Origin of the sequence: Pseudomonas sp. NFIX28 (assembly GCF_900107395.1) — a bacterium.
GTDB lineage: Bacteria > Pseudomonadota > Gammaproteobacteria > Pseudomonadales > Pseudomonadaceae > Aquipseudomonas.
The window spans coordinates 258,736-277,456 of sequence record NZ_FNPW01000007.1 but is presented as its reverse complement, the minus strand read 5'-3'; the positions used below and the strand labels follow the sequence as shown (position 1 = coordinate 277,456).

Sequence of the window (18,721 nt, the reverse complement as noted above, 5' to 3'; positions counted from 1 at the left end):
GTGGTCACTGCGGGCCATTCGTCGGGCTTTTCCTTAATGAACCAAAAGTCTTTAAATGACCGTCTAGTCTGAAAAGCCGTGACGGTCGATATTTTCCAGGCAATCAGTCGTTTGCCGATATCGTCCGGTTGTTGGAGGGAGCAAGGAGATGACTGATCCTTATATCGAGGATAACGGGGACGAATTCCCAATCAACAATCTGGTGCGCTGCGGTCAAGCAGCGTTTGAAAGTGAATCACCGACCAAGGCGTCGGCGGGCAAGACCAGACGCAGTACGTTGCCCAGGGTGACCCAGACAAAGTTCTTCCCGAAAGTGGCGCCGGTAGTAAGACGCTAATTCCATACAGAAACCCCGCCTTGGTGCGGGGTTTTTCGATCTGAACTTCAGAATTATCCATCTGGTGTTGAGATAACTCCCATATTACTGATTTTCCTACAACGATAAGGTCCATTCCCTCACATTTGATGTGGGAAGCGGCATGCTGCCGGCATGTTGTTTTTGACCCGTTATAAGGAAGTAAACCAGTGAACAAGGTTTTCAAACTCGTTGCCCTCTCGACCCTCATCGCTGCGGCCAGCGGTTGCACCAGCTACAACATCAGCCAGCCTGCGGCGCCCATCGACAGCCAGGTCAAGGCCGACCTCAAGGCTGACGTTGCGGTAGGCGAGGCGATTTCGGGCCAGTCTTCGGTGAACGTTCTGTTCGGCGTATTCAAGTTCGGTGGCGACAGCCAGTTCGCTGATGGTGTGACTTACGGTGGCGGCACCGGCGGTGGCCTGGGCATGCTGGATCCGGTCAGCGCAGTGAAGTCCGCGGCCGCCTACAAGGCCGTCACCGCTTCCGGTGCCGACCTGATCGTCGCGCCGCGTTATGAAGTCAGCGAAGAAAACTACTTCGTCTTCAAGAAGGTATCGGTCACTGTCAAAGGCAACAAAGGCAACATCCGTAGCATCAAGTAAACCTGTCGCCTGAACAGGTCATCTGCGTGACCCTCGTGTCGATCCAGCGCCCTGTTTCCGGCAGTGGCGCTGGGTCTTCACGAACGAGCATGCAAGGTCGGACAAGGGGAAAACATACCATTCATCCCTTTGTCGACGACGGAAGTGTTTTTCACACTTTCTTCACAAACGACTGCGTAGGCTCGACTCATCCGTTAAAGCAACTCCTATCAGCCCGTCCCCCAGCGGGCTTTTTTTTGCCTGGAAGAAAACTCTTTGCACAAAAGCGGTCCAACACTGGGACTAAAAGGATTGCAGCGTTTAGCTGTCGCCACTCAGCTTTGGTCAGACACCGCTTTAGAATGACTCTCCAGCATCTTTTTCGAGGTTTACATCATGCGTTTAACACTGCCTGCTCTGGTTTTGGGGCTTCTGGCCGCTCAAGGTGCAATGGCCGCCAATGATGGCACTGCTGCGGTCGGCGGCGGTTTGGGTGGCGCGCTGGGCAATGTGGTGGGACAGCAGATTGGCGGCAGCACCGGTGCTGCGGTGGGCGCGGGCCTTGGCGGCGCTGCCGGCAGTGCCGTTGGCGCCAAGAAAGGCAGCCGTACCGAGGCGGCCATTGGTGGCGGCCTGGGTTCGGCCGGCGGCTCGGTGATCGGCAACAAACTGGGCGGCAGCACCGGCTCGACCATCGGCGCGGGCCTCGGCGGTGCCGCGGGTGGCGCCTTGGGCAACAGCATGGGTGACGATGGCCACTCCGGTAAGAAGCACAAGAAACACAAGCACGATTGATTGTGCGGCATCACCAAGAGCCCGGCCCCGTGCCGGGCTTTTTTATGGGAACGAAAATCGCTCCAGCCCCTCGAATTCAATGATGGGCACTGTGTCGACGAGGTTTGCCATGATCCCAGAAACGCCAGGCAATGAAGAACCGGACGACTCGGGCGTACCCCAGCTCAACGATCCGGGCAATGAAGACCCGGGTTCGCTGATGGATGAAGCCCTGGTGCCGCTGATTGAAGACGATGAGGCAGAGGAATCGGAGAAGCCCGACTCCTGAGAACGGCCTCCAACACGCCGACGCGGTCGGTGTGAGGTGCATATGAAGCGTGATCCGAAACCAATCGACAAGGATGAAACGCCCGAATATCCGCTGCCTTCGCCGACGGATGCGCTGAGCCCCGAACAGATCCTCCCGGACGTCAACGCCGAGCAGCGATCGGCTCGATCCCGGCCGGCGCGCAAGGCGGGCAAGGACAAGCGCCCTGGCGCCCCGGGAGGTTCGTCGTGAGCCGCGCGAAACTGCTGAGCCTGGTGCTGGTCGCCCTGGTCTCGAGCTTGTGTTTCACCAGCCTGGCAGAGTCCGCTGACGGACGCGCGCCGGCCAATCCTTCCGCGAAACCGTTCGAGGGCGGCTCCGGTAACGGTGTCATGCTCCGGCCAGGGGCCCTGGGCGGCAATGGTGTCGGCGTCACCGGCAGCCGCTCGCGGGTCGATACGCCGCGCGCCTCTTCCAGCCAGGGCGGCATGGGCACCACCGGGGTCAATGGATCCATCATGGGCGGCGGCGGTGCCGGCGGTGGAACCGGCAGCGCGGGGGGCGGTACAGGCGGTCCCGGAGGCGGCAGCGGACGCGCGGGGCGCTGACAGGCGTTGTGCATTCACCCCAGCGACAATCGAGCCCGGCTTGTCCGGGCTTTTCTCTGCCTGCAGGTTGCCCCGAGGTTGCTCGCCGTCATCCGCCGCGGCTATGCTGCTGAACCCTTTAATCGGGCAAAAACTGGCCGTACCTGAGCCGCTCCCCGGGATGATTTTTGTTAACGGATCAGATGCGATGAATGCACAGTTGAACGATGTGGGCCCGATCAAGGCCGTGATTTTCGATATGGACGGCTTGTTGCTGGACACCGAAGGCATCTACACCGAGGTGACGCAAATCATCGCCGATCGTTACGGCCGCACCTTCGATTGGAGCGTCAAGCAGAACATCATCGGCCGTGGCGCCGCGGACCTGGCCCGCTACGTGGTCGAGGCCCTGGACTTGCCGATCACGCCGGAGGAGTTCCTGGTGATTCGCGAGCCGCTGATGCGCGAGCGTTTTCCCCGCGCGCTGGCCATGCCCGGGGCGCAGGAGCTGGTGCAGCACCTGAAGGCCAATAAGGTGCCGATTGCCGTGGGCACCAGTTCTTCGCGTCAGTCTTTTGCGCAGAAAACCACCCTGCACGGCGACTGGTTCGCGCTGTTCGACACCATCGTCACCGCCGACGACCCGGAAGTGGGCGCGGCCAAGCCCGCCCCGGATATCTTCCTCACCGCCGCGCGGCGCCTGGGTGTCGCGCCCGCGGATTGCCTGGTGTTCGAGGATTCGCCTTTCGGTGTGACCGCGGCGAAGGCGGCGGGGATGACCGCAATCGCCATTCCCGACGCAGCGATGGCGGACGCCAAGTACGCCCATGCCGATGCCATCCTGCGTTCGCTGAAGGGCTTCCAGCCAGCGGCCTGCGGTTTGCCGCAGCTGGCGTGGAGCTGAACGCTAGCCGCTAGCGCGCTTCCCGGCAGGTAGACGCCGGCCCGCAATACGCCCGGGCTCAGCGCCCGAACCGCCCCGGCCAGCCAATGATGGTTTTCGGCCGTGGCGTGGCGTAGGTGCGCACCTTGGAGGTGGACAGCCCCAGGCGCACCAGGGATTCGGCGATAGTCACCGCCGCCGTCACGCCGTCTACCACCGGGACGCCGGTGCGCTGGCGGATCTGTTCGTCCAGGCCGGCCATGCCGCCGCAACCCAGGCAGATCACCTCGGCCTTGTCTTCGCTGACCGCCAGCTCGGCCTGGCGCACGATGGCTTCCACGGCGCGCGCCGGGTCCTCTTCCAGCTCCAGCACCGCCAACCCGCTGGCCCGCACCGAGGCGCAGCGGTCGTAGAGGCCGGAAAGTTTCAGGCGGTCTTCGATCAGCGGCACGGTGCGATCCAGGGTCGTCACCACCGAGTAGGCGTGGCCGAGGAACATCGCGGTGCTGGCGCCGGCGTCGGTGATGTCCACCACCGGCACGTTGAGCAGCTCCTGCAGGCCTTCGCGGCCGTGTTCGCCATAACCGGCCTGGATCACCGCGTCATAGGGCTGGTCGTAGGACAGCACGCGGTCCATGACGGCGATGGCGGCCAGGTAGCTCTCGAAGTTGCCTTCGATGGAGTCGGCGCCGAAATAGGGGGTCAGGCCGATGATTTCAGTACCGGGCGCGGCTACGGCCTGGGCCTGGCGGGCGATGGCCTGGGTGATGGAGTCGGTGGTGTTGACGTTGACCACGAGAATTCGCATGGGCTGTCCTTATCGTTGAGGTATTCGGGGCCCGCGCAGGCGGGCCGTTCAAGGTTAGTGGCCGATGTTATCGACGGCGATGGATTCGCCGCTGACATCCGCATAGTAGGGCTGGCGTTTGGCGATGATCAGGTACAGCAGGCCGGCCAGGCTGGCGCCGATCAGCCAGGAAAACGGCGATATGCTGGCGAACCCCGGCACCAGGGCCAGGACGATGGCGATCAGCGCCGCCGGAATGAACGCCGCCACCGCCCGCAGGTTGACCCCGCGGCTGTAGAAATACGTCCCCTGCGGGTGTTCGCTGTACAGCTCCGGCACGTTGATCCGGCCTTTGCGCAGCAACCAGTAGTCGACCATGATCACGCCGTACAGCGGCCCCAGCAGGGCACCGAGCCCGGAAAGGAAGTACACGATCACCAGCGGGCTGTTGTAGAGGTTCCACGGCAGGATCAGCACCGCGAGGGTCGCGCTGATCAGCCCGGCGCGGCGGAAGGTCAGGTATTTGGGCGCCAGGTTGCTGAGCACGAAGGCCGGGGCGACGAAGTTGGCCATGATGTTCACCGCCACGGTGACGATCAGAAAGGCCAGGCAGCCGAGCACCAGGAAGAAGGTATTGGGAATCGAGGCGATGATTTCGGTCGGGCTTTCGATGATCTTGCCGTTGATCTGGAACTGCGCGCCGCAGAGCAATACGGTGATGCCCGCAAAGACCAGGATGTTCACCGGCAGCCCCCAGAAATTGCCGACCTTGATGGTGCGGCGGCAGGGCGAGGAGCGGGCGAAGTCGCAGAAGTTGAGGATCAGCGTGCCGTAGATCGCCAGCCACAGCGCACCGCCGGCAAAGATCTGGCGCCACATTTCGCCGCCGCTCAGGGGCTCGCGGATCGACCAGGCGATGCTGGCGTCGGCCTGGACGAACATCCAGGCGGCGAGGGCGGCAACGGTGACCAGGATCACCGGCCCGGCAAAGGCTTCGTAGCGGCGGACCATTTCCATGCCGTAGGCGAGGATGGCCAGCTGGACCGCCCAGATCGCCACGAAACACACCCAGCCCAGGCTCGACAGGCCGAGGATCGAGTTGTGGTCGTAATCGGCAAAACCGGGGTGGATGGCCGTGAGCAACACGCGAAACACCACCGAGGCCAGGTACGTCTGGATGCCGAACCAGGCGATGGCGATCACCGCGCGGATCAGCGCCGGAATCTGCGCGCCATGGATGCCGAAGCTGATCCGGCTGATTACCGGAAAGGGCACGCCGGTCTTCTGGCCCATGTAGCCGGACAGGTTCATGAAGAAGTACACCAGCGCCGCGCCGATCCCCAGCGACAGGAGGATCTGCCAGCCGCCCAGGCCCAGGGCGTACAGGCCGATGGCGAAGGAGTAGTTGGCGATGTTGTGCACGTCATTGGTCCATAGCGCAAAGATGCTGTAGCCGCCCCAGCGCCGGCCTTCGACCTTGGTCGGCGCCAGGTCGCGGTTGTGCAGGCGGGGGCTGAGGTCGACCGGCGAAGCGTTGTCGTGGGCAATGCTCGGGGCGAGGTGGTCGCGAGTGGGGGAGGAGGGCAAATCCAGTGCGATGTTATTGGAAGGACTTGTACGCATTCCGGCAGGCTCCTGATCGCGGGTCCGCGCTGACTGTGCTTGAGCGCAAGGCTCGGCAGTCTTCGGCGCGGTCCGGGAATCACTGGGTTCTGGGCATCGGCAGACGGATTCGGGAACCCGGTTTGCGGATGCGAAGTGTATGTATTTTTTATTTAAGTTGTATACAAGATGCGAGTCGACTTAAGCCACTTCCGTGCCAGATCCCAATCTAAGTCAGCGCTCGATAATTTCGGTTTGTTCTTAAGAATTACTAACTGATTGAAACTACGAAACTATAAATTGACCGATTGAACAGGTATTTATTTTTCGGGGCGGCAAGGCAGGAGGGCGCTGCCTGGCGAGGCAGTGCGCGAGGTGTAACCTTTTGGGGCATCGAGATGGAAATTGCACACAAAAATGGCACTTGCAGTGACACTTGTGTGTACAGAATTATCGCAGCCGTAGGAGCGAAGCTTGCTCGCGAAGTGGTGTGTCAGATGCACCGTCTCGCGAGCAAGCTTCGCTCCTACAGAAGAAAGAGGAGTTGGGGCTTTAGCCCTTGCTGATGATATTGCCGGCGTGCAGGCCGCATTCCTTCTGCGTGGCTTCTTCCCACCACCAGCGGCCTTCGCGCTCGTGCTGGTTCGGCAGGACCGGGCGGGTGCAGGGTTCGCAGCCGATGCTGATGAAGCCGCGCTCATGCAGGCTGTTGTACGGCAGCTCGAGCATGCGGATGTAACCCCAGATCTCTTCGCTGGTCATTTGCGCCAGCGGGTTGAACTTGTACAGGGTGCGTTCCGGGGTGGAGAAGGCGCTGTCGATCTCCAGCACCGCCACCTGGCTGCGAGTGCCCGGGCTCTGGTCGCGGCGCTGGCCGGTGGCCCAGGCGCGGACGGTAGACAACTTGCGGCGCAGCGGTTCGATCTTGCGGATCCCGCAGCACTCGCCGTGGCCATCCTTATAGAAGCTGAACAGGCCTTTTTCCTTGACGAAGGGTTCGAGCTTGGCGTGGTCCGGCGAAACCACTTCGATGTCGATCTTGTAGTGCTCGCGAACCTGCTCGATAAAACGGTAGGTTTCCGGGTGCAGGCGCCCGGTGTCGAGGCTGAAGACCTTGACGTTCTTGTTCAGCTTCCAGGCCATGTCCACCAGCACCACATCCTCGGCGCCACTGAAAGAGATCCACAGGTCATCCCCGAACTCGGCGAAGGCCAGCTTGAGAATGTCCTGGGCGGATTTTTGGGCATAGGTCGCGGCGAGTTCAGCGACGTCGAACGATGGGCTCATCAAGGCGGTTTCCTACAGGTCGGTGGCGCTGAGCGCTCTAGATGCAGGCGATGGTAACAAAATCCGCCCTTGGCTGGCGCGCTCCTTGCGTTGCGTGGGGCGGGGCGAATCGCTAGAGTTCGGCAGTCCTTTGCTCGCTCGAATAACCAATACAAATGGGAGTGTCTTGTGGAAATTGCCTGTCTCGACCTGGAAGGTGTGCTGGTTCCGGAAATCTGGATCGCCTTTGCCGAAAAAACCGGGATTGAATCCCTCAGGGCGACCACCCGGGATATTCCCGATTACGACGTGCTGATGAAGCAGCGCCTGCGGATTCTCGACGAGCACGGCCTGAAGCTGGCGGATATTCAAGAAGTGATCGCCACCCTCAAGCCGCTGGACGGCGCCAGCGAGTTCGTCGACTGGCTGCGCGAGCGTTTCCAGGTGGTGATTCTGTCCGACACCTTCTATGAGTTTTCCCAGCCGCTGATGCGCCAGCTGGGCTTCCCGACGCTGCTGTGCCACCGCCTGCTCACCGACGACAGCGGCCGGGTAACGGGTTACCAGCTGCGCCAGAAAGACCCCAAGCGCCAATCGGTGCTGGCCTTCAAGAGCCTGTATTACCGGGTGATCGCGGCGGGGGATTCGTACAACGACACCAGCATGCTCGGCGAGGCCGATGCTGGCATTCTGTTTCATGCGCCGGACAACGTGATTCGCGAGTTCCCGCAGTTCCCGGCGGTGCACAGCTTCGCCGAGCTGAAGCAGGAGTTCCTCAAGGCGTCGAATCGCGAATTGAGCTTGTAACGCTGTACCTGTAGCCGCTGCCGAAGGCTGCGATCGGCCGGTACGGCCGCGGCGTCTTCCCCAACGCTGAAGGGCCTGCGGCCCTATCGCAGCCTTCGGCAGCGGCTACAGGGGCATGATCAGAGGCCCTGCAAGGTCTCCAGCAGAACCTTCACCTTGGTGATGGATTCCTGATATTCGGCTTGCCAGTCCGAATCCGCGACAATTCCGCCACCGCCCCAGCAGCAGACCTGCCCGTCCTTGACCAGCAGGCTGCGGATGGCAATGGAGCTGTCCATCTCGCCACGCACGTCCAGGTACAACAGCGAACCGCAATACAGTCCGCGTCGGGTCGGCTCCAGCTCGTCGATGATCTGCATCGCGCGGATCTTCGGCGCGCCGGTGATCGAGCCGCCGGGGAAACTGCCGGCGATCAGGTCCAGGGCATCCTTGTGCTCCGCCAGCTCGCCGGTGACGCTGCTCACCAGATGATGCACGTTCGGGTAGCTTTCCAGGCTGAACAACTCCGGCACCCGCACCGAACCGATGCGGCAGGTGCGGCCCAGGTCGTTGCGCAGCAAGTCGACGATCATCAGGTTTTCCGCGCGATCCTTGGGGCTGGCTAGCAGTTCGGCGGCGTTCGCCGCATCTTCGATGGCGTCCTGGCCGCGTGGGCGGGTGCCCTTGATCGGCCGGGTTTCCACCTGGCGCTCGCTGACCCGGACGAAGCGCTCCGGTGACAGGCTGAGCACCGCGCCGCCTTCGGGCAGGCTCTGGAACCCGGAAAAAGGCGTCGGGCAGGCCGCGCGCAACGCGCAATAGGCCACCCATGGATCGCCAGCGCAAGGGGCGCGAAAGCGCTGGGCGAAGTTGACCTGGTAGCAGTCGCCGGCCTGGATATACGCCTGGATACGCTCGAACGCCTGTCGATACTGCGCGGCGCTGAGGTCGGGAAGCATCGGCCCGCTGAGCTTGAAGCTGTCATTGGCGCTGGCCGGCGCCTGGCCGAAGAGGGCGATCAGGCGCTGGCGTTCGTCGGCGGCGAGCGCGGGGTGGAACACCAGTTGGCTGGTTTGCTGCTGATGGTCGCTGATCAGTGCCCAGTCGTAGAGGCCAAAGCGCGCATCGGGCAGTTGCAGATCGTCTAGGGCCTGGCTGGGCAGGCGTTCCAGATGGCGGCCGAAGTCGTAGCTCAGGTAGCCGATCAGCCCGCCGGCAAAAGGCAGCTGGTAAGGCGCGGGAATCGCCGCCTGGCCCAACTGTTCCAGGTTGAGGCGCAGGCGTTGCAGGAAGGCTTCGCCGCTTTCGTCGCCGAGGACGGCCAGTTGGGCGCGTGGCCAGGCGCTGAGCAGGTCGTAGCGGCCGCGTTCGGCGCTGGGCCGGCCGCTGTCGAGCAGGACGGCGCCCGGGGCATGACGGATCGCCGCGAAATACTCGGCGGGGTTGGTGCAATAAGGCAACGGGTGTACGGAGCAGGTCAGCATGCGGGGCGGATCAGCCATCGGAGGAGCGCGGCTGGCGATTGTAGTCCCCCCGAGGATTTGCTCCTAGTGGGGATGTCGGGGATAGGCGCTTTTACAGCTTGACGGTCTTGGCGGCCTTGCCTGCGGCCTGCCATATCCCTGTAGCCGCTGCCGCAGGCTGCGATAAGACCGAAGGTCTTCCAGCGCTCATAAGGACGCCACGGCCGTGCCGGCCGATCGCAGCCTGCGGCAGCGGCTACAGGTCAATGCCGATGGATCAGCCTTCCACCGCCGGGATATGGCCGAACAGGTCCTGGGCAAACTGCACGCGCTGCTCGACGGTTTCGCTGATGCCGCGGGCTTTCAGTTCTTCCAGGTGCGCTTCGATGGCGTGGGTGCGCTGGGTGAGGCCGCAGTCGTTGGCGATCTGGATGTTCAGGCCGGGGCGGGCGTTGAGCTCGAGGATCAACGGGCCCTTTTCCTGGTCCAGCACCATGTCCACCCCGATATAGCCCAGACCGCACAGCTCGTAGCATCCGGCCGCCAGCTTCATGAAGCCGTCCCAGTAGGGCAGTTGCACGCCGTCCACCGCGTTGGTGGTGTCCGGGTGCTTGGTGATGATGTTGTTCAGCCAGGTGCCGCGCAAGGTCAGGCCGGTGGCCAGGTCGACGCCGACGCCGATGGCGCCCTGGTGCAGGTTGGCCTTGCCGCCGGACTGGCGGGTCGGCAAACGCAGCATGGCCATCACCGGGTAGCCCATGAGCACGATGATACGGATGTCCGGCACGCCTTCGTAGCTGATGCTCTTGAAGATCTGGTCCGGGGTCACCCGGTATTCGATCAGCGCCCGGTCACGGTGGCCGCCCAGGGAATAGAGGCCGGTGAGGATGCTGGAAATCTGGTGCTCGATTTCCTCGTGGCTGATGATCTTGCCCGACACCGTGCGGTAGCGCCCTTCGAAGCGGTCGGCGATCACCAGGATGCCGTCGCCGCCGGCGCCTTGCGCCGGCTTGATCACGAAGTCGTTGCGGCCGCCGATGATCTCGTCGAGCTTGTCGATTTCCTTCTCGGTGGAGATCACGCCGTACAGTTCCGGCACGTGGATGCCGGCCTTGATCGCGCGTTCCTTGGTGAGGATCTTGTCGTCGACGATCGGGTACAGGCTGCGCTTGTTGTACTTGAGCACGTAGTCTGCGTTACGCCGATTGATCCCCATGATGCCCCGGGCTTCCAGGGCCTTCCAGGTCTTCCACAGGCCGAACATTAGGAGTCAGCCTTGACGAAGGCTTTGAAACGGATCAGCTCGGTCAGGCGGTAGCCGCGGTAGCGACCCATCGCCAGCATGAAGCCCACCAGGATCAGCAGCATCGCCGGGAAAGTGAAGACGAAGTAGATCAGCTCCGGCACGCTCATGATCAGGTGCGCCAGGGAGGCGGCGAACAGCGTGCCGATGGCGACTTTCATCGCATGGCCGGCGCCGCGTTCTTCCCAGGTGATCGACAGGCGTTCGATGGTCATGGTCAGGATCACCATCGGGAACAGGGCGACCGACAGGCCGCGTTCCAGGCCGAGCTTGTGGCTGAACAGGCTGATGGCGGCGATCAGCACCACGACGAAGGTCAACACCACCGAGAGCCTCGGCAGCATCTGCAGCTTCAGGTGCTCAAGGTAGGACCTGAGCGACAGCCCGAGCGCGGTGATCACGGTGAACAGCACGATACCGAAGCCCAGCTGGGTTTCGCGGAAGGCCAGGGCGATCAGCACCGGGGTGAAGGTACCCAGGGTCTGCAGGCCGATCAGGTTGCGCAGCACCAGGATCACCAGCACGCCGATCGGGATCATCACCATGATCATGAAGGTCTGCTGGGTCTGCAGCGGCAGGCCGTACAGCGAGTATTCGAGGAAGTTGGCGTCGGTGTTCTCGTCGGTCAGCTTGGCCAGGCGAATGGCGTTCATTTCGCTGTTGTTCAGGCTGAAGGTGACGGTGGCTTTCTTGCCGCCATCGACGGTGATCAGGTTGTCGTCGCCGATCCACCACAGCAGGCGATCGCTGGGCAGGCCTTGCTCACCGGTTTCCGGGTTGAAGTACAGCCAGTCGGTACCGTTGAAGCTGCGCAGCCACAGTTCCGGGGTTTGCGGCTGGTCGGCCACCAGGCGAATGGTGTGGACCTTGTCCATCGGCACGTGGGCGATGGACAGCAGCAGGTCGACGATCTTGGCCTTGTGCGCCGGCGACGGATCGCCCGCCAGGAGCATCTTGGCGTTGTCGTCGTTGGTGTTGTTGACTCGCTTGATGGCTTCGCTGATGAAGGTCTCGACGTCGGCCGAGTGCTGGCGGATCGGCGCGAGCAGGGCTTCGGCGGCGATCTTTTCCGGGCCTTCGACGGCAATGCTGTCGCGGAAGGTCGGGCCCTTGATCTTGGCTTTTTCCGCGGTGTAGCGCTTGGTCAGCACCAGGCGGTAGTAGAGGGTCTGGTTGCCCTTGGCGCGGCGGGCCGACCAGGTGACCTTGCGGTTGCCATCGACGCGGTTCACCGCGACCCCGTAGTTATTGGAGATAAAGCTCTCGTTCAGGCTGACATAGTCGCGGCTCAGCGGCGGCACGAACATCTGGATCTTGATCGGATCCTTGGCGTTGGCGACGAATTCGACCTTGGCGTCGATGTTCCACAGGTCGTCGGTGGCGTCTTCGGTCACCGGGATGCCGAGCACGAAAATCTGATAGGCCGTGACCGAGATGCCCAACACCACCAGGATGGCGATCAGGATTTTCAGATGGAGGGTAAGAGAGCGCATTGGAATTACTCTGCGGTATGAGCGTCGATGGCGCAGGCAGGTTTGCCAGCAGCGTATTTAAGACTGGGGTCGACCAGTGCATCGAAGCGCTTGAGCGCTTCGGAGCCGATCAGGAGCGGGTATTGGAATGCGCTGCGGTCGGTCAAGTTCACTTCTATGCTGCGCAGGGCTCCGCCCATGCAGATATCCAGCTCGATGACCGGGCGTGCGGTGTATTTCTTGTTGTCCTCTTCGGGGTCGTAATCGCCGGCGCGGCGCTTGATCTTGCTGACGCGGGCCAGCGGACGTTCGATGGGGTGGGAATGGGCGGCGTCGATGGCCAGGTAAAAACGTACCCAGGACTCGCCATTGCGCTTGAAGCGCTTGATATCGCGGGCGCTGAGGGAGGCGGTCTTGGCGCCGGTATCGAGCTTGGCGGCGACTTCCAGGTCGATCCCGGACAACCTGGCGTATTCGTTCAGGCCGTAGACGGTCTTGCCGGCGGCGGCACTCAGCCCCGGTAGGCCGAGCAGGCAGAGCAGTATGGAGAAGGCCTTGAGTCTCATAGATCCTGGTGCGTTGCGTGGGTTCTTCAGTTCAAGGCGACTGGCATTGCTGCGCAAGCTCCCTCGTGTGCTGCCTTATTTATGACAGGCAAATGCGGGCGGCATTCTAGCATGCTGGTTTTATGGCGCCAGCGGCGGGGCGGGCTTTTGTGCCGGTTTGGTGCAAAGGGGTTATTAGACGATTGTCGACAATATCTATTTTTCCTTTGACTGAAGGCTTGGTATTGGCTAGTTTTTGTCGCATTGATTTTTAAGGTGTCGACAATATGCTGGATCAGCTCGATCCCCCGGCCGTAACGCAGGACGATTCGGAAACCTTGTCCGAAAACGTCTTCCGGCGCATCCAGGCGGCCATCGTCAAGGGCGAGATCGCCCCGGGCAGCAAGATTTCCGAGCCGGAGCTGGCGCGCACCTACGGCATCAGCCGCGGCCCGCTGCGCGAGGCGATCCACCGCCTGGAAGGCCAGCGCCTGCTGGTGCGGGTGCCTCACGTCGGGGCGCGGGTGGTGTCCCTGAGCCACGCCGAGCTGATCGAACTCTATGAAATCCGCGAGTCCCTGGAAGGCATGGCCTGTCGCCTGGCCGCCGAGCGCATGACGGCCGAGGAAATCGACGAGCTGCGCCGGGTCCTCGATACCCACGAGCGCGATGCGGCTTTCCAGGCCGGGGTCGGCTATTACCAGCAGGAAGGTGATTTCGACTTCCACTACCGGATCATCCAGGGCGCGGGCAACCGGACCCTCACGCAGATGCTCTGCGGCGAGCTGTATCAACTGGTGCGCATGTACCGCATCCAGTTTTCCGCCACGCCCAACCGCCCACACCAGGCGTTCGCCGAGCACCACCGGATTCTCGATGCCATTGCCGATCGCGACGGCGAATTGGCCGAGTTGTTGATGCGCCGCCATATCGGCGCTTCCAAACGCAACATCGCCCGTCATTACCAGAACGGCACCCAGCAGACAGCCACTCCACGAGGTGAGTCATGAGTTCCAATAACAAGAGCACTCCAGGCCAGCGCTTTCGCGATGCGGTCGCCAGCGAACGACCGTTGCAGGTGGTCGGCGCCATCAATGCCAACCATGCGCTGCTGGCCAAGCGCGCCGGGTTCAAGGCGATCTACCTTTCCGGTGGCGGGGTGGCGGCAGGCTCCCTCGGCGTGCCGGACCTGGGCATTACCGGGCTGGATGACGTGCTGACCGACGTGCGGCGCATTACCGATGTCTGCGACTTGCCGCTCCTGGTGGATGTGGACACCGGTTTCGGTTCGTCGGCGTTCAACGTGGCGCGCACCGTCAAGTCGATGATCAAGTTCGGCGCGGCGGCGATTCACATCGAGGACCAGGTCGGCGCCAAGCGCTGCGGCCACCGTCCGAACAAGGAGATCGTCTCCCAGCAGGAAATGGTCGACCGCATCAAGGCCGCGGTGGATGCGCGTACCGACGACAGCTTCGTGATCATGGCGCGTACCGACGCCCTGGCGGTGGAGGGGCTGGAGTCGGCCCTGGACCGCGCCGCCGCCTGCATCGAAGCCGGCGCCGACATGGTGTTCCCGGAAGCCATCACGGAGCTTGAGATGTACAAGATCTTCGCCAGCCGGGTCAAAGCGCCGATCCTGGCCAACATCACCGAGTTCGGCGCCACGCCGCTGTACACCACCGAACAACTGAAATCCGTGGATGTTTCCCTGGTGCTCTACCCGCTGTCGGCGTTCCGCGCCATGAACAAGGCGGCGGAAAACGTCTACACCGCGATCCGTCGCGACGGTACCCAGCAGAACGTGATCGACACCATGCAGACCCGCATGGAGCTGTACGACCGCATCGACTACCACACCTTCGAGCAGAAGCTCGATGCGCTGTTCGCGCAGAAGAAGGGTTGATGCCGAGCACGGCTCGACTACTGATGCAAAACCTGTAGCCGCTGCCGAAGGCTGCGATCGGCCGGCACGGCCGCGGCGCTCCTTTCGATGCAGGAGGACCTTCGGTCCTGTCGCAGCCTGCGGCAGTGGCTACATAAAGCAGTATTGGTTTTGACGATTTGCCGATTCCCTAACAAATTCAAGATTGGAGAGAGCAATGGCCGAAGCAAAAGTATTGAGTGGCGCTGGCCTGCGTGGCCAGGTGGCCGGACAGACTGCCTTGTCGACCGTGGGCCAGGCCGGTGCCGGGCTGACCTACCGGGGTTACGACGTCCGCGAATTGGCGGCTGACGCGCAGTTCGAGGAAGTGGCCTACCTGCTGCTGTACGGCGAGCTGCCGACCCAGGCGCAACTGGACGCCTACACCCACAAGCTGAGCAAGCTGCGCGACCTGCCGCAGGCGCTCAAGGAAGTGCTGGAACGCATTCCGGCCGACGCCCATCCGATGGATGTGATGCGCACCGGCTGCTCGTTCCTCGGCAATATCGAGCCGGAACAGGACTTCTCCGAGCAGCGCGACAAAACCGACCGTCTGCTGGCCGCGTTCCCGGCGATCATGTGCTACTGGTATCGCTTCAGCCACGACGGTAAGCGCATCGATTGCGTGACCGACGAACCGTGCATCGGTAGCCACTTCCTGCACCTGTTGCATGGCAAGAAGCCGAGCGCGCTGCACCTGAAGGTCATGAACGTATCGCTGATCCTCTACGCCGAGCATGAGTTCAATGCCTCGACCTTTACCGCTCGCGTCTGTGCCTCGACCCTGTCGGACCTGTATTCCTGCGTGACCGCGGCCATCGGTTCGCTGCGCGGCCCGCTGCACGGCGGCGCCAACGAGGCGGCGATGGAGATGATCGAGCGCTTTGCTTCGCCGGAAGAGGCAATCAAGGGCACCCTGGCCATGCTCGAGCGCAAGGACAAGATCATGGGCTTCGGCCATGCGATCTATAAAGACAACGACCCGCGTAACGAGGTGATCAAGGGCTGGTCGAAAAAGCTTGCTGAAGAAGTAGGCGACAAGGTGCTGTTCCCGGTTTCCGAAGCCATCGACAAGACCATGTGGGAGCAGAAGAAACTGTTCCCCAACGCCGATTTCTACCATGCCTCGGCGTACCACTTCATGGGCATCCCGACCAAGCTGTTCACCCCGATCTTCGTCTGCTCGCGCCTGACCGGCTGGGCGGCCCACGTGTTCGAGCAGCGCGCCAACAACCGCATCATTCGTCCAAGCGCCGAATACGTCGGCGTCGAGCAGCGCAAGTTCGTGCCAATCGAACGTCGCTGAATGGTGGCTGCTTGAACGCCCTGGCTAAACCCGGAGCCCTGTAGGAGCGAGGCTTGCCCGCGAAGACGGACTGACATTCACCATCGATGTCGACCGTTACAGCGCTATCGCGAGCAAGCTTCGCTCCTACAGAGGGCGGTGCAGTGCCAGTGTCAGCCCCACCTTTTGCAATCACCGTGATCGAGTCCTGACGATGAACATTCAATTTCGTAAACCGTTACCCGGTACTCAGCTGGATTATTACGACGTCCGTGAGGCGGTCGATGCCATCCAGGCGGGCGCCTACGACACCCTGCCGTACACCTCGCGCGTGCTCGCGGAAAACCTGGTACGGCGCTGCGATCCGGCGACCCTGACCGATTCCCTGAAGCAACTGATCGAGCGCAAGCGCGACCTCGACTTTCCATGGTTTCCGGCCCGCGTGGTGTGCCACGACATTCTCGGCCAGACCGCCCTGGTGGACCTGGCCGGCCTGCGCGACGCCATCGCCGACCAGGGCGGCGACCCTGCCCAGGTCAACCCGGTGGTGCCGACCCAATTGATCGTCGACCACTCGCTGGCGGTGGAGTGCGGCGGCTTCGATCCGGATGCCTTCGCCAAGAACCGCGCCGTGGAAGACCGGCGCAACGAAGACCGTTTCCACTTCATCAACTGGACCAAGAAGGCCTTTAAGAACGTCGACGTGATCCCGCCGGGCAACGGCATCATGCACCAGATCAACCTGGAGAAAATGTCCCCGGTGATCCAGGTGCGCCCGGATGAAAACGGCAAGCGCGTGGCGTTCCCCGACACCTGCGTCGGCACCGACAGCCACACCCCGCACGTGGATGCCCTGGGCGTGATCGCCATCGGCGTCGGCGGCCTGGAAGCCGAAAGCGTGATGCTCGGCCGCGCGTCCTGGATGCGCCTGCCGGAAATCGTCGGCGTCGAGCTGACCGGCAAGCTGCAACCGGGCATCACCGCCACCGACATGGTGCTGGCGCTGACCGAGTTCCTGCGCAAGCAGAAGGTGGTGGGCGCCTACCTCGAGTTCTTCGGCGAAGGCGCCGCGGCGCTGACCCTGGGCGACCGCGCGACCATCTCCAACATGGCCCCGGAATATGGCGCCACCGCGGCGATGTTCTACATCGACCAGCAAACCATCGACTACCTCAAGCTCACCGGTCGTGAAGACCAGCAAGTGCAACTGGTCGAGACTTACGCCAAGCAGGTCGGCCTGTGGGCCGACAGCTTGAAGAGCGCGCAGTACGAGCGTGGCTTGCAGTTCGACCTTTCTTCGGTAGTGCGCAACATGGCGGGGCCGAGCAACCCGCACGCCCGGGTGGCGACCAGCGACCTGGCGGCCAAGGGCATCGCCGGCCAATGGGAAGAAGTACCGGGGCAGATGCCCGATGGCGCGGTGATCATCGCGGCCATCACCAGCTGCACCAACACCAGCAACCCGCGCAACGTGATCGCCGCCGGCTTGCTGGCGCGCAATGCCAACAAGCTCGGCCTGACCCGCAAACCCTGGGTCAAGTCGTCGCTGGCACCGGGCTCCAAGACCGTGGCCATGTACCTGGACGAAGCGGGCCTGACCGACGAACTCGAACAACTGGGTTTCGGCGTCGTGGCCTTCGCCTGCACCACCTGCAACGGCATGTCCGGTGCGCTGGACCCGGTGATCCAGAAAGAGATCATCGACCGTGACCTGTATGCCACGGCGGTGCTTTCGGGCAACCGCAACTTCGACGGGCGCATCCACCCTTACGCCAAGCAGGCGTTCCTCGCATCGCCGCCGCTGGTGGTGGCCTATGCGATTGCCGGGACCATCCGCTTCGACATCGAGAAGGACGTGCTGGGCCTGGACGCCAACGGCAAGGAAATCCGCCTCAAGGACATCTGGCCAAGCGACGAGGAGATCGACGCGGTGGTCAAGGCGTCGGTGAAGCCCGAGCAGTTCCGCAAGGTGTACATCCCGATGTTCGCCGTGCACGAAGACACTGGGCCCAAGGTCGAGCCGCTGTACGACTGGCGCGAAATGAGCACCTACATTCGTCGTCCGCCGTATTGGGAAGGCGCCCTGGCCGGGGCCCGCAGCCTCACCGGCATGCGCCCGCTGGCGGTGCTGCCGGACAACATCACCACCGATCACCTGTCGCCGTCCAATGCCATCATGCTCGACAGCGCGGCGGGCGAGTACCTGGCGAAAATGGGTCTGCCGGAAGAGGACTTCAACTCTTACGCGACCCACCGCGGCGATCACTTGACCGCGCAGCGCGCGACCTTCGCCAACCCGAAACTGTTCAATGAAATGGTCCAGGAAGGCGGCAAGGTCAAGCAGGGTTCGCTGGCGCGGATCGAGCCGGAAGGCCAGGTCACGCGGATGTGGGAAGCCATCGAAACCTACATGCAGCGCAAGCAGCCGCTGATCATTATCGCTGGCGCCGACTACGGCCAGGGTTCGTCCCGCGACTGGGCGGCCAAGGGCGTGCGCCTGGCGGGGGTGGAGGCCATCGCCGCCGAAGGCTTCGAGCGCATCCACCGCACCAACCTGGTGGGCATGGGCGTGTTGCCGCTGGAGTTCAAGCCTGGCACCGACCGCAAGACCCTGGGCATCGACGGCACCGAAACCTTCGACGTGGTGGGCGAGCGCAAGCCGCGTGCCACGCTGACCCTGGTGATCCAGCGCAAGAATGGCGAACGGGTCGAGGTACCGGTGACCTGCCGGCTCGACACCGCCGAAGAGGTGTCGATCTACGAAGCGGGTGGCGTGTTGCAGCGGTTTGCCCAGGACTTCCTCGAATCGGCTGTCGCCAGTTAAGTGACGTACCGGGGGC

The 18,721-nt window shown here is 62.7% G+C and carries 19 protein-coding genes; 12 read left to right on the top strand and 7 right to left on the bottom strand.

From position 1 onward, the window contains the following. The first annotated feature begins 148 nt into the window (after nucleotides 1-148). From BLV20_RS16135 to BLV20_RS16110, 7 genes are all read left to right on the top strand, one after another. Nucleotides 149-337, top strand: coding sequence for a hypothetical protein (locus tag BLV20_RS16135; protein WP_092303076.1), 189 nt, complete (start codon nucleotides 149-151; stop codon nucleotides 335-337). Between the two features lie 188 nt (nucleotides 338-525). Continuing rightward, complete coding sequence (locus BLV20_RS16130; RefSeq protein ID WP_092303074.1) at nucleotides 526-960, top strand: hypothetical protein; 435 nt, start codon at nucleotides 526-528, stop codon at nucleotides 958-960. 375 nt (nucleotides 961-1,335) lie between these two features. Then, nucleotides 1,336-1,734 carry a hypothetical protein gene (locus BLV20_RS16125; protein ID WP_092303073.1) on the top strand — a complete coding sequence of 133 codons (399 nt, stop codon included), beginning with the start codon at nucleotides 1,336-1,338 and terminating at the stop codon, nucleotides 1,732-1,734. A gap of 109 nt (nucleotides 1,735-1,843) precedes the next feature. After that, nucleotides 1,844-2,002 (top strand): hypothetical protein, encoded by a 159-nt coding sequence (locus BLV20_RS31385; RefSeq protein WP_175540209.1) that lies wholly within the window; start codon nucleotides 1,844-1,846, stop codon nucleotides 2,000-2,002. Nucleotides 2,003-2,044: 42 nt separating this feature from the next. Beyond that, nucleotides 2,045-2,233, top strand: a complete 189-nt coding sequence (locus BLV20_RS16120; RefSeq protein ID WP_092303071.1) for a hypothetical protein — start codon at nucleotides 2,045-2,047, stop codon at nucleotides 2,231-2,233. Next, entirely contained in the window at nucleotides 2,230-2,589 is a 360-nt protein-coding gene (locus BLV20_RS16115; RefSeq protein ID WP_092303069.1) for a hypothetical protein, read from the top strand. The genes BLV20_RS16120 and BLV20_RS16115 overlap by 4 nt, the downstream gene beginning before the upstream one ends. Nucleotides 2,590-2,776: 187 nt before the next feature. After that, on the top strand, nucleotides 2,777-3,472 hold the full coding sequence (locus BLV20_RS16110; protein WP_092303067.1) for an HAD-IA family hydrolase: 696 nt from the start codon (nucleotides 2,777-2,779) through the stop codon (nucleotides 3,470-3,472). A 58-nt stretch (nucleotides 3,473-3,530) separates the two neighbouring features. Here the strand turns inward: BLV20_RS16110 and BLV20_RS16105 are convergent, their stop codons facing one another. The 3 genes from BLV20_RS16105 to BLV20_RS16095 form a co-directional block, all read right to left on the bottom strand. Beyond that, entirely contained in the window at nucleotides 3,531-4,259 is a 729-nt protein-coding gene (locus tag BLV20_RS16105) for an aspartate/glutamate racemase family protein (RefSeq protein WP_025804295.1), read from the bottom strand. Nucleotides 4,260-4,313: 54 nt separating this feature from the next. After that, entirely contained in the window at nucleotides 4,314-5,861 is a 1,548-nt protein-coding gene (locus BLV20_RS16100) for an NCS1 family nucleobase:cation symporter-1 (RefSeq protein WP_092303065.1), read from the bottom strand. A 531-nt stretch (nucleotides 5,862-6,392) separates the two neighbouring features. After that, nucleotides 6,393-7,127 carry a phosphoadenylyl-sulfate reductase gene (locus BLV20_RS16095; protein ID WP_092303063.1) on the bottom strand — a complete coding sequence of 245 codons (735 nt, stop codon included), beginning with the start codon at nucleotides 7,125-7,127 and terminating at the stop codon, nucleotides 6,393-6,395. 168 nt (nucleotides 7,128-7,295) lie between these two features. Here BLV20_RS16095 and thrH point away from each other — a divergent pair, with 168 nt between their 5' ends. Next, nucleotides 7,296-7,913, top strand: coding sequence for a bifunctional phosphoserine phosphatase/homoserine phosphotransferase ThrH (gene thrH / locus BLV20_RS16090; RefSeq protein WP_092303061.1), 618 nt, complete (start codon nucleotides 7,296-7,298; stop codon nucleotides 7,911-7,913). Nucleotides 7,914-8,032: 119 nt separating this feature from the next. Here thrH and pabB read toward each other — a convergent pair whose 3' ends face one another. The 4 genes from pabB to BLV20_RS16070 form a co-directional block, all read right to left on the bottom strand. After that, complete coding sequence (gene pabB, locus BLV20_RS16085; RefSeq protein ID WP_092303059.1) at nucleotides 8,033-9,376, bottom strand: aminodeoxychorismate synthase component I; 1,344 nt, start codon at nucleotides 9,374-9,376, stop codon at nucleotides 8,033-8,035. A gap of 256 nt (nucleotides 9,377-9,632) precedes the next feature. Next, nucleotides 9,633-10,619 (bottom strand): alpha-L-glutamate ligase-like protein, encoded by a 987-nt coding sequence (locus BLV20_RS16080; RefSeq protein ID WP_092303057.1) that lies wholly within the window; start codon nucleotides 10,617-10,619, stop codon nucleotides 9,633-9,635. Continuing rightward, nucleotides 10,619-12,151 (bottom strand): osmotic stress tolerance membrane protein RloB, encoded by a 1,533-nt coding sequence (locus tag BLV20_RS16075; RefSeq protein ID WP_092303055.1) that lies wholly within the window; start codon nucleotides 12,149-12,151, stop codon nucleotides 10,619-10,621. Before BLV20_RS16075 ends, BLV20_RS16080 begins: the two co-directional genes overlap by 1 nt. Before the next feature lie 5 nt (nucleotides 12,152-12,156). Then, on the bottom strand, nucleotides 12,157-12,696 hold the full coding sequence (locus BLV20_RS16070) for a retropepsin-like aspartic peptidase RloA (RefSeq protein ID WP_092303053.1): 540 nt from the start codon (nucleotides 12,694-12,696) through the stop codon (nucleotides 12,157-12,159). 266 nt (nucleotides 12,697-12,962) lie between these two features. Here BLV20_RS16070 and BLV20_RS16065 point away from each other — a divergent pair, with 266 nt between their 5' ends. The 4 genes from BLV20_RS16065 to acnD all read left to right on the top strand — a co-directional run bounded on the left by BLV20_RS16065 (nucleotide 12,963) and on the right by acnD (nucleotide 18,705). Further along, nucleotides 12,963-13,685, top strand: coding sequence for a GntR family transcriptional regulator (locus BLV20_RS16065; protein ID WP_092303051.1), 723 nt, complete (start codon nucleotides 12,963-12,965; stop codon nucleotides 13,683-13,685). Beyond that, the gene (gene prpB, locus BLV20_RS16060; RefSeq protein ID WP_009042912.1) at nucleotides 13,682-14,578 is read left to right on the top strand and encodes a methylisocitrate lyase; all 897 of its coding nucleotides are present in this window, start codon (nucleotides 13,682-13,684) and stop codon (nucleotides 14,576-14,578) included. The genes BLV20_RS16065 and prpB overlap by 4 nt, the downstream gene beginning before the upstream one ends. Before the next feature lie 196 nt (nucleotides 14,579-14,774). Beyond that, nucleotides 14,775-15,902: a bifunctional 2-methylcitrate synthase/citrate synthase gene (gene prpC, locus BLV20_RS16055; RefSeq protein WP_092303049.1), complete on the top strand. Its 1,128-nt coding sequence runs from the start codon at nucleotides 14,775-14,777 to the stop codon at nucleotides 15,900-15,902. 193 nt (nucleotides 15,903-16,095) lie between these two features. Next, a complete protein-coding gene (gene acnD / locus BLV20_RS16050) occupies nucleotides 16,096-18,705 on the top strand; it encodes a Fe/S-dependent 2-methylisocitrate dehydratase AcnD (protein WP_092303047.1) in 2,610 nt (869 codons plus the stop codon). The last annotated feature ends 16 nt before the right edge of the window (nucleotides 18,706-18,721 follow it).